At 73.4% G+C, this 6,556-nt stretch carries 6 protein-coding genes; 4 read left to right on the top strand and 2 right to left on the bottom strand.

Annotated features, from left to right (window positions below):
* Positions 1–1,196 (top strand): polysaccharide deacetylase family protein (locus DEIPI_RS0113190; RefSeq protein WP_342667516.1); only part of this gene is annotated, 1,196 nt, incomplete at its 5' end.
* A gap of 51 nt (positions 1,197–1,247) precedes the next feature.
* Here the strand turns inward: DEIPI_RS0113190 and DEIPI_RS0113185 are convergent.
* On the bottom strand, positions 1,248–1,634 hold the full coding sequence (locus DEIPI_RS0113185) for a protease inhibitor I9 family protein (RefSeq protein ID WP_027482069.1): 387 nt from the start codon (positions 1,632–1,634) through the stop codon (positions 1,248–1,250).
* 122 nt (positions 1,635–1,756) lie between these two features.
* On the opposite strand from DEIPI_RS0113185, the gene DEIPI_RS0113180 reads away from it, so the two are divergent.
* Positions 1,757–2,497 carry a class I SAM-dependent methyltransferase gene (locus DEIPI_RS0113180; RefSeq protein WP_027482068.1) on the top strand — a complete coding sequence of 247 codons (741 nt, stop codon included), beginning with the start codon at positions 1,757–1,759 and terminating at the stop codon, positions 2,495–2,497.
* On the opposite strand, the gene DEIPI_RS0113175 is transcribed toward DEIPI_RS0113180, so the two are convergent.
* Complete coding sequence (locus DEIPI_RS0113175) at positions 2,494–2,994, bottom strand: metal-binding protein (RefSeq protein WP_027482067.1); 501 nt, start codon at positions 2,992–2,994, stop codon at positions 2,494–2,496. The genes DEIPI_RS0113180 and DEIPI_RS0113175 overlap by 4 nt on opposite strands.
* Positions 2,995–3,236: 242 nt before the next feature.
* Between DEIPI_RS0113175 and DEIPI_RS0113170 the strand changes: the two genes are divergently transcribed.
* Together DEIPI_RS0113170 and DEIPI_RS30965 are read left to right on the top strand one after the other, a co-directional pair.
* Complete coding sequence (locus DEIPI_RS0113170; protein WP_027482066.1) at positions 3,237–5,198, top strand: S8 family serine peptidase; 1,962 nt, start codon at positions 3,237–3,239, stop codon at positions 5,196–5,198.
* Between the two features lie 57 nt (positions 5,199–5,255).
* Positions 5,256–6,556, top strand: a 1,301-nt coding sequence (locus DEIPI_RS30965; RefSeq protein ID WP_045234282.1) for a S8 family serine peptidase, incomplete at its 3' end; no start/stop codon positions are given.

Here is a 6,556-nt window from a genome sequence, read left to right as displayed (position 1 = left end):
CACGCCGCGCGCTGGGCCTGCTGACGGGCGCGCTCGCCCTGTACGTCGGCCTGCCGTACCTGCTCATGCAGGTCGCGAATCTCGGCGTGGTCCGGGTGGGACGCGGCAGCGAACCCACCCTCGCGCTCACCTTCGACGACGGCCCCGACCCCGACACCACGCCCGCCGTGCTGGACGCGCTGCGTGAGGCGGGCGTGCGCGCCACGTTCTTCATGGTCGGCGAGCGCGTCCTCGCGCACCCGGACCTGGCGCGCCGCGTCGCGGACGAGGGCCACGAGGTCGCCACGCACGGCCAGGGGCACCGGCACGCCTGGAGCCGCGCGCCCTGGACGGTCGTTCCGGACCTGCGGCGCTCGCGGGAGGCGGTGGAGCGTGCCACGGGCCGCGCGGTGCGTTTCTTCCGCCCGCCGCACGGCGCGTACACCCTCGCGACCGTGCTGGGGTTGCGCGGCACGGGTCTCACGGGCGCGCACTGGACGGTGGAGGCGCACGACTGGCACCCCGACTTCACCCCGGACGCCGTCACGCGGCGCGTCCTGGAGCACGCCGCGCCCGGCGCGGTCGTCGTGATGCACGACGCGGGCCCCGGTGGACGCGTCGCGGGCGCCGCCCTGCCCGGCCTCCTCGCGGAGCTTCGCGCGCGCGGCTATCGCCTCCTGCCGCTCGGTGAGCTGGACGGCGTGCGGGTGGAGCGCCCGCGCGACCTGCTGCCGCGCGCCCTGCACCTCGTGGACGCCGAGTTCGACCGGCGCGGCGGCATCCGCCGCGTCGGCCAGAACGCCACGAGCCTGCTGCGCGCCGGTATCTCTCCCTTCCCCCTCGACGATCACCCCACCATCGCCAGGGGCACGCCGATGCTGGAGATCCACATCGACAGCGAACGCCTCGTGCACTTCGCCGCGAAGCCCCTGCGGACCCTCAAGCTCGTCCGTGACGGCATGCGCGAGCTCGCCCTCGCCGTGCGGGAGGACCCCGAGTGGCGCGACCTGCCGGGCGTGTTCTCCATCGGGCCGTTCGCGGACGTGCTCGTCACGCTCGGCTTCGAGACGCACGACGTCCCCGAGGCGATGCGCCGCCGTCTCACCCTGTGGTCGAGCTTCCTGCGCTGGGCGCACGGCTCCGCCAGGGGTCCCGCGCGCGAGGCGCGGCTGGGCCTCATCTCCAGGGACGAACTGCTGCGCCGTCATGGCCGCTGAACGCGGAAGGGAACCCGGGCACGAAGCGCGGGTTCCCTTCCGCGCGCGCCCCTAGCCCAGTTCCGCCGGAACCTTCACCGTCAACGTGACGCTGCCGCTGCGCCCGAACACGCGGGCGCTGGGCTCCTCGGTCGTCTCCTCGCGCACGGCCCGCGCACGGACGCGGACACGATCCACGTGCGCGACGCGCGGATCGCGCTTTAGGGCCCGCGCGTTCTCGGGTTTCAGATCCAGCGAGAACGCCTTGAGGGCGTCCTGGTAGGTGCGGTGGAGTCGGCCGTCGAAGTCCTGGGCGAGGCGCAGGGCGAGTCCGTTGAGGGACTGCATCGCCACGAAGTCCTTCAGGACGACCACGTACCGTTCCCGCCCGTCGGGCGTGTCTTCGGGTGCGGCGTTCGCGTCACGTTGCTTCTGGGCACTGGTCGGGGGTATGCGCATGGGCTCTCCGGAGGGCACGCTGAGGAGGTTCCCTCACCGTACTCAGGCCTGTCCGGGCCTCTGGAACAAACCGCACGCGGCTCCCGCGGGCAGAGGTGTGCTGGTGCCCTATCATCTCGGGCGTGGACTACGACGACCTCGCCGATCTCTACGACCGTCAGTACGACGCCTACCGGGACGACCTGCACTTCTACGCGCGGCTCGCTCTGGACGTCGGGGGACGCGTGCTGGAGCTCGGCGCGGGCTCGGGCCGCGTGTCCGTACACCTCGCGCGGCGCGGCGCGCAGGTCACGGGGGTGGAGCCCAGCGCGCGGATGCTGGAGCGCGCCCACGCGCGCGCCCGGGAGGCGGGCGTGGAGGTGCGCTTCGTGCAGGGCGACATGCGCACGCTGGACCTGCCGGGTGAACGCTTCGAGCTGATCGTCGCGCCCTTCAACGCGCTGATGCACCTCTACACGCCCGAGGATCAGCTCGCGGCGCTGCGTGCGGCGCGCGCGCATCTCGCGCCGGGCGGGACGTTGGCGTTCGACGTGTACGTCCCGAACTTCGGTCCGCAGGGCGTGCTGCGGCACGAGGGGGAGACCTTCGTGGAGGGCGGGCGCCGCACGGACGTCTTCTTGCTGCAGCGCACGGACACCGTGAATCAGGTCGTGACGACGTCGTACCTCGTGGACACCACGGACGGGGACGGGCGGCTCACGCGGGCCCACCGCGAGCTGACGCAGCGCTGGTTCACCCGCTGGGAGCTGGAGTGGCTGCTGCGGCACGCGGGCTTCCGTGCACGCTTCTCCGGCTCGTTCGAGGGCGGCCCGCTCACGGAGTCGAGCCACGTGATGGTCGTGACGGCCCGCGCTGAGGGCTAGCGCCGCCGGAAGCGCATCTTGTGGTCGGGCCGCACGCCGTCCGCGATGAGGTGCAGCCACTGGCTCACGTAGTACCCGGCGAGCAGCGGCAACGCGACCGGCCAGTCGAGCCGCACCGGCAGGGACGGCAGGGCCGCGCCGGGCAGGACGAGCCGGACGAGCCCCACGACGAGCCCCACGATCAGCGCGAGGTACACCAGCCGCGTGAGCGGCCCCACCAGCCACGAGTGCGACCAGCCGCGGTGCGAGAACATCATCCCGTACGGCACCCACAGCACGCCCAGGAACCCCCAGGCCCGCTTGGAGTTCACGTTCTGCTCGGCGAGGTCGAGGTCGGGGGAGAGCAGGAACGTCCCCACGAAGAAGCCCACGGTGAACCCGAGCGCGTCCCCGCGAGAGAAGTCGACGCTGCCCGCCCGCTGCAGGTACAGCGCGGCACTCCCGAGCACGGCGAAGGTGGAGAGGTTGATGAGGTTGTGAGTGTTGCCGCTGGGCACCCCAGCATTGTAGAGACGCGTGGGGTGAATTGCCCGGACAGCCGGGCCGCCCCGGCTGTGGGAACCCATTGTAGAGACACATGAACGCCCCAGGCACAAGCGAGGGACCGCTCCCGAGCGTACGCAGCGCATTGTAGAGACGCGTGGGGTGAATTGCCCGGACAGCCGGGCCGCCCCGCCACCCCGCCGCTCCGTCCGCTTCGTTCATCTCCGTCAGCGGCGGCCCCCTAGACTGTGATCACATGAAACGGTTGTTCTTGGTGGCCCTCGTCGCTTCGACGTTGACGGCGTGCGGCTCGTCGAACCGGACGCCCGAGGCGTCGGTGTCGTTCGGTACGTCCACGTCACGGGCGGTGACGTTGCCGGGGCGCGGCACGTGGGAGGTGCGGGACCTGCCCGCCTGGCTGGACGCGGTCCCGTCCAGCGGGGAGGGCGACGCGTCGTTCGAGCTGGTGGCGCGTCGTCCGGCGCTCGCCTCGGGTCCGGAGGTGACGGGGTCCTTCGTGGTGTCGTGGCGCGTGGGGGCCCTGCCCGCCTCCCGGGTGCGGGTGAACGTGGACGCGGAGATGTTCTCGTTGTCGGGCCGGGTGGTGCGGGACGTGTCGGGCGCCTCGGACGTGACCGTCGGGCGTTCCCTGGAGGCGTCCGGGACGCCCGGGGCGCGTGGCGTGATCGTGAAGTACCGTTCGGACGCGGCGTTCGCGAGGGCGCTCTCGGTGGGCGCGGAGGCGGCGGGTCCGGCGTCCTCGCGACTGGTGGTGCTGGACACGCCCGACCCGGAGGCGCGGGCGCGCGTGCTGAGCGCCCGCGCGGACGTGGAGTACGCGGTGCCGAACCGGGTCCTGCGCAGGCTGGCCGACGCGGCCTTGCCGTCCGCGGTGCGTCCCTCGGATCAGTACGCGGCCCTGCAGTGGCCGTACCGGGTGATGGGCTACGGCGCGGTGTGGCGTGACATGGAGGGTGGGGCGTACACGCGTCCGGTGACGGTGGCGGTGGTGGACACGGGGACCCGCTTCGACCATCCGGACCTGGCGGGGGTGACGTGGGGCCCCTCGGAGGGGGCGCTGGACTTCCTGACGAACGTCGACAACGGGGATGGGGACGGTCCCGACACGGACCCGACGGATCCGGCGGTGGCCGACCGCGATCCGGACAGTCACGGCACGCACGTGACGGGCATCATCGCGGCGCGCTGGGGGTCGTTCGCGGCGCCCTGCGCGGGCTGCAGCACGAGCGGGGTGGCGGGCGCGGTGCGGTCCGCGCCGGTGAAGGTGCTGCCCTTGCGGGTGCTGGACGCGTTCGGCAACGGAGACGTCGCGTCGATCGCGCTGGCGGTGCGGTACGCGGCGGGTGAGACGGTGACGCTGGGGGGCGTGCAGTGGCGCACGCCGCACGAGGCTCAGGTGATCAACCTGAGCCTCGGCGGGAGCGTCTCCCAGACGGAGGCGAAGCCCCTGTGCGACGCGGTCGCGGCGGCGCGCGCGAGGGGCGCGCTGGTGGTGGCGGCGGCGGGCAACAACGGCACCACCGCGCCGTTCTACCCGGCGGCCTGCGACGGGGCGGTGGCGGTCGCGTCGGTGACGCTCTCGTCGAACGGTCTCGTGCGGGCGCCGTACAGCAGTTACTACCCTCAGGTGATGTTCGCCGCGCCGGGGGGCGGGACGACGACGGCGCTCAACGGGGCGACGCTGGACGGTGAGCCCTTCGGGGACGCGGTCTTCTCGACGTCGTGGGATTTCCGTGCGAATCGGCCGACCTACGTGGCGATGGTGGGGACGTCGCAGGCGGCGCCGCAGGTGTCGGCCCTGGCGGCCCTGCTGCTGTCGAAGGGCGTGGCGTCGTCCGCGTCCGGGGTGGTGGCGCGCCTTCAGGCGACGGCGCGTGATCTGGGCCCGGCGGGCCGCGATCCGCAGACGGGCTTCGGGATGGTGGACGCGGCGGCGGCGCTGGGCGCGGGGGCGGTGGCGCCGGACCTGCGCGTGTGGCTGGAGCGTCCCGACACCCAGGACGAGCGGGTGAACCTCCCGGTGGACGCGTCGGGCGCCTTCTCGGGCTTCGTGGGTCAGGGCGCGTACCGGGTGGTGGCGCGGCTCGACGCGGGCGCGGACGGGCTGGATACCCCGGACGAACCGACGGGCACGGCGGACACCGTGCTGGACGAGGATCACGTCCGGCAGGACGTGACGGTGACCCTCCCGCGCTGAACGTGTACCTTAGGTCGCTCACATCCCCGCTTCCTCGGGCTGGGCAGAGAATGGCTCATGATTCGAGCCTGGGCCTTCCTGTCGCTCGGCGTGCTGCTCGCGGCCTGCGGCTCGGCGCCCGGCGTGCAGCAGTCGAGCGTGAACGATTGCGTGCGCCCCACGCCTGCGGGCGCGCTGAGCGTCCTCTCGGCGGCGGACCTCCTGGGGACCGCCGACTGGAGCGCGCCGCGTGTCGCCGGACAACTCCTCGTCCTCGGTGAGGAGTCGTCCGGCGGAGCGCGCGCCCTGGCGGCCTCCTCCGCGCTCTCGGACCTGCGAACCGAGCCCGTGGGGGAGACGGTGCGGGTCTTCACGCCCGCCGGGCAGTCCGACGAGGCGTTCGCGCGGAGGCTCGCCGCGCGGGGGTTGCGGGTGCAGCCGAACTACCGCTACGAGGCGCTCGCCGCGCCCGTCCCGAACGACCCGGGCTATCCGGGCGGCGTGGTGTCGAACCTCGCGGGCGGCGCGGAGCAGTCCTACCTGACCCGCATCGGCGCGAAGCCGGCCTGGGATCTGGTGTTCGATCGGCTCGGCGAGGTGCGCGGGGCGCTCGTCGCGGTGCTCGACACGGGCGTGACGGCCACGCATGAGGACCTCTCCGCGAACGGCGCGACCCTGCTGCGCGCCGGGCGGGACTTCTGCGCCACCACGGGCGTCGGCGCGAACGGGCAGCCGTTCTGTCAGGGCGAGGACGCGGACCCCTCGGAGATCACCGGGCCGTACGCGGGGCACGGCACGAGCAGTGCGGGCATCGTGGGGGCCGCGGGCAACAACGGGCGCGGCATCACCGGGATCACGTGGCGTCCGCAGAACGTGCTGCCGGTGAAGGTGTTCGGCATGACGGACGCCGGGCGGGAGTTCGCGGACACCGCGTCCATCGCGGCGGGCCTGAACTGGGCGGTGTCGCAGAACGCGCGGGTGGTGAACATGAGCCTGGGGTTCGTGGGCTGCAATCCCGATCCGGCGCTCGCCCAGGCCATCCGGAACGCCGCCGGGAAGGACGTCGTGATGGTGGCGGCCGCCGGGAACAACCCGGCGGAGGGTATCCGTTATCCCGCGAGCGATCCGCTCGTCATCGCGGTGGGCGCGCTGGGGGACGGGGACGCCCTGGCGTCCTACTCGGCCCGTCCGACCGCCGAGCGTGACCTCGACCTCGTCGCGCCCGGCGGGGTCGGCACGGGCGGTTCGCGGGACATCCTGAGCCTCGGCGCGGGACCCAGGGAGTACCGCGTGTGGGCGGGCACGTCGGAGGCGGCGCCGCAGGTGGCGGGCGTCGCGGCGCTCGTGCGGGCGTTCGCGCCGACCCTGAAGGCGGACGA

The organism is Deinococcus pimensis DSM 21231, assembly GCF_000519345.1.
Taxonomy (GTDB): domain Bacteria; phylum Deinococcota; class Deinococci; order Deinococcales; family Deinococcaceae; genus Deinococcus_A; species Deinococcus_A pimensis.
This window is presented reverse-complemented; position numbering and strand designations above follow the sequence as displayed.